This is a genomic window from Oscillospiraceae bacterium, assembly GCA_035353335.1.
Classification (GTDB): domain Bacteria; phylum Bacillota; class Clostridia; order Oscillospirales; family JAKOTC01; genus DAOPZJ01.
The window spans coordinates 1-3,851 of the sequence record DAOPZJ010000104.1; the positions used below are offsets into that span (position 1 = coordinate 1).

The window sequence follows — 3,851 nt, forward strand, 5'->3', positions numbered from 1 at the left end:
TCTTTTTCCCATGTTGTTTCCTTTTCGTTTTTGTCTGATTGCTATCCTAAAGTAGCCGCCATCACGGCTTTGATCGTATGCATACGGTTCTCGGCCTCGGCGAACACCACCGACTGTTTCCCTTCGAATACCGCGTCGGTGACCTCCATGCAATCACGTGAAAACTTCTCGCCCGTTTCTCGGCCGATTTGGGTTTTCAAGTCATGGTAGGCCGGCAGACAGTGCATAAAAATCGCCTTGTCCCCCGCGTTTGCCATGATCTTTTCGTTGACCTGATAAGGCGCGAGGTCGTTCACGCGCTCCTGCCAGACCGAAACCGGCTCGCCCATCGAGACCCAGACATCGGTGTAAAGCACATCCGCGCCCTTGGTCGCCTTGATCGGATCGGTCTCGAACTTGAGTGTTGCGCCGCTTTTTTCGGCGATTTCTTCGCAGGTTTTGATGAGCGCAGGGTCGGGAAAGTAGCTTGCAGGCGCGCAGAGGGTGCAGTCAAGCCCCATCTTGGCGCAGCCGACCAAAAGCGAGTTACCCATATTATAACGCGCGTCGCCCATATAGACAAGGTGAATTCCTTTTAAATGTCCGAAATGTTCTTGCATCGTCAGAAAATCGGCCAGAATCTGGGTCGGATGGAATTCGTTGGTCAACCCGTTCCAGACCGGCACATCGGAGTATTTCGCCAGTTCCTCGACAATCTCCTGCCCGAAACCCCGGTATTCTATGCCGTCGAACATACCCGCAAGCACCCTTGCGGTATCGGCGATGCTCTCTTTTTTGCCGATCTGCGAACCCGTCGGGTCGAGATAGGTCACGCCCATGCCGAGGTCACGCGCGGCGACTTCAAAGGCGCAGCGCGTGCGGGTGCTGGTCTTTTCAAAGATCAGCGCGATATTTTTCCCTTCGCAGAGCTTATGCGGGATGCCGGCTTTTTTCTGCGCTTTCAATTGCGCCGCCAGCGCAATCAGCCCGCCGATCTCTTCCGCCGACAAGTCCAGCAGTTTCAAAAAATCTTTGCCCTTTAAGTTCATATCGCAAACTCCTTCACGGTTGTCATTCCGAGCGCAAGCCGAGGAATCTCGGTATCATGAGGTTTTCGGGTATCGTCTCCATCGGCTTCTGAGTGCCGAGATCCTTCGACTTCGCTCAGGATGACAAACCCTTTACTCCGCGCAAACATCCTTGATAATTGTAACAGCTTTTTGCAGCATTGTCATCGGGATATTCAACGCCGGAAGCAGACGCACCTTCTTTTTCGCGGTCAGCGGCAAAACTCCGCGCGAAATACATTCGTTCACCACGGTCTTTGCGTCCTTTTCGGTGACAAGCCCTAAAATCAACCCCATGCCGTCCACACTGACAATGCCCTTGGCGCCCGAGAGTTCGGCGCAGATATACGCGGACTTGTCGCGCACTTCGGCTAACAATTTTTCATCGATCCGGTTTAAAATATTGACCGCGCCCGCGCAGCAGACGGGGTTACCTCCGAAGGTCGAGCCGTGGCTGCCCGGCGTGAAAACGTCTTTGACTTTCTCACCCAAAATGGCCGCGCCGATCGGAAGCCCGCCGCCTAGTCCCTTAGCGGTCGTGATGATATCCGGCTCGATGCCGTAATTCATATAACCGAATAACTGCCCGGTGCGCCCGTTTCCGGTCTGCACCTCGTCGACAATCATTATAATATCGTTTTTCTGCGCGAGTTCCGCCACGCTCTTGACGTATTCCGGCGCGAGCACGACGATTCCGCCCTCGCCCTGAATCACTTCGATCATAATGGCTGCGACTTTGTTTTCGGCAACTTTTTGCGCCATATCGGCCAAATCGTTCGGTTCGGCGTGCACAAATCCGGGTGTAAGCGGCTGAAACAGCTCGTGAAAATGCTCCTGCCCTGTCGCCGCTAATGTGGTCAGCGTACGCCCGTGAAAGCTGTTTTTAAGCGTGATGATCGTATAACAATTCGCGCCTTTTTTTTCGGCGGCATATTTTCGCGCGGCTTTGATGGCGCATTCGTTGGCTTCCGCGCCCGAGTTTCCGAAAAACACCTTTTTCATCCCTGTGCGCTCGCAGAGGGTTTGTGCCAGCGTCACATACGGCGCGGCATAATACAGGTTCGAGGTGTGCTGAAACGCATTCAGCTGGTCGGTGACTGCTTTAATCCAGGCATCGTCGGAAAACCCGAACGAATTGACCGCGATCCCGCCGCCCATGTCGATATATTCCTTGCCGTTTTGATCCCAAACCAGCGACCCCTTGCCCTTCACGATCTGAATGGGATACCGGTCATAGGTATTAGCCAAATATTGATGCTCCAAATTGAAAATATCGTTCATAAAATCTAAATCCTTCCCCGATAATCCTACGCCCCTGCTAAGGGTGTCTGCTTAAAACTTCACCTTAAACATCGTCCCGATGCCCTCATCGGTCAAGGTCTCGATCAAAATCGCATGCGGGATGCGCCCGTCGATGATGAACACCTTTTTTACGCCCCACTTTATCGCGTCGGTGCAGCACTCGACTTTCGGGATCATCCCGCCGTTGATCGTGCCGTCGGCGACCAGCGCTTCGGCCTCGTCGAGCGTGATCTTATGAATTAAAGTGGACGGATCGTCTTTATCTTTTAAAATGCCGCTGATGTCGGTCATCGAAATCAAACTTTCAGCTTCGAGCGCGCCCGCGATTTTGGCGGCAGCGGTGTCGGCGTTGATGTTGTAGACGTTGCCCTTTTTATCGCACCCGAGCGTCGAAATCACCGGAATATAGCCCTTTTCGAGCACGTCGAGAATCGGCTTTACGTTGATGTTCGTAATCGTGCCGACGTAGCCGAGGCGTTCATCCTTCATCTCGGCCTCGATCATATGTCCGTCCATACCCGAAAGCCCGATCGCCTGCCCGTTTTTATTCTCGATCAGATTGACGAGGTTTTTGTTGATTTTCCCCGCGAGCACCATCTGCGCGACCTCGACGGTCTCTTTGTCGGTGACCCGAAGCCCGTCGACGAATTCGCTCTTTTTGCCCATCTTGGAGAGCACTTCGGTGATCTCGGGGCCGCCGCCGTGCACCAACACGACCTTGACGCCGATGAGCGACAGCAGCACGATGTCCTGCATCACCGAGTCCTTGAGTTCCTCGTTGATCATCGCGTTGCCGCCGTATTTGACCACGATGATCTTATTGTTGTAATTTTGAATATACGGCAGCGCGTGCACCAAAATGCTGGCCCGCTCGGCGTTTGAAATACCCGTCATGTCCATTTCCTTCACCTCTCAAGTCCGGTAGTCGCCGTTGATTTTGACGTAATCGTAGGTAAGGTCGCAGCCCCACGCGGTTGCCGCGCCCTGCCCGTCGTGTAAATCGATGTCGATGGTGACTTCGTTTTCAAGCAGGATCTTTTTGGCTTCATCCTCCGAAAAATCCACGCCCGCGCCGTTATTGCAGACCGTGATTTTTCCGGCCTTGGAGCAAAACGCGACTTCCACTCTGTTCACATCAAGATCGGCTTTGCTGTATCCGAGCGCGCAAAGTACCCGTCCCCAGTTGGCGTCCGCTCCGAACATCGCCGCTTTGGTCAGCGAGGAGCATATCACCGCTTTTGCCGCCGTCTTCGCGTTCTTTTCGTCTTTTGCACCTTTGACCGAGCACTCGATTAATTTCGTCGCGCCCTCGCCGTCGCCTGCGATGTGTTTACACAAATAGACCGTGACCGTGTTGAGCGCCTTCATAAAAATCTCAAAATCCGCGCCCGCTTCGGTGATTTCCGGATTGCCCGCAAGTCCGTTCGCCAGAATCGTGACCATGTCGTCGGTCGAGGTGTCGCCGTCGACGCTGACCATGTTGAACGTGCTCTGAATATCGCT

At 53.8% G+C, this 3,851-nt stretch carries 4 protein-coding genes; all 4 read right to left on the reverse strand.

The features are described from left to right. Positions 1 to 41: 41 nt before the first annotated feature. A complete protein-coding gene (gene argF / locus PKH29_12580; GenBank protein ID HNX15674.1) occupies positions 42 to 1,028 on the reverse strand; it encodes an ornithine carbamoyltransferase in 987 nt (328 codons plus the stop codon). A 132-nt stretch (positions 1,029 to 1,160) separates the two neighbouring features. Beyond that, on the reverse strand, positions 1,161 to 2,327 hold the full coding sequence (locus PKH29_12585; protein ID HNX15675.1) for an acetylornithine/succinylornithine family transaminase: 1,167 nt from the start codon (positions 2,325 to 2,327) through the stop codon (positions 1,161 to 1,163). A 51-nt stretch (positions 2,328 to 2,378) separates the two neighbouring features. Further along, on the reverse strand, positions 2,379 to 3,248 hold the full coding sequence (gene argB, locus PKH29_12590) for an acetylglutamate kinase (protein ID HNX15676.1): 870 nt from the start codon (positions 3,246 to 3,248) through the stop codon (positions 2,379 to 2,381). Positions 3,249 to 3,260: 12 nt separating this feature from the next. Beyond that, positions 3,261 to 3,851 (reverse strand): bifunctional ornithine acetyltransferase/N-acetylglutamate synthase (locus PKH29_12595; protein ID HNX15677.1); only part of this gene is annotated, 591 nt, incomplete at its 5' end.

Coding starts and splice junctions, on each gene's coding strand:
- PKH29_12585 (HNX15675.1), bottom strand. CDS start 2,327: ATGAACGATATTTTCAATTTGGAGCATCAATATTTGGCTAATACCTAT.
- argB (HNX15676.1), bottom strand. CDS start 3,248: ATGGACATGACGGGTATTTCAAACGCCGAGCGGGCCAGCATTTTGGTG.
- argF (HNX15674.1), bottom strand. CDS start 1,028: ATGAACTTAAAGGGCAAAGATTTTTTGAAACTGCTGGACTTGTCGGCG.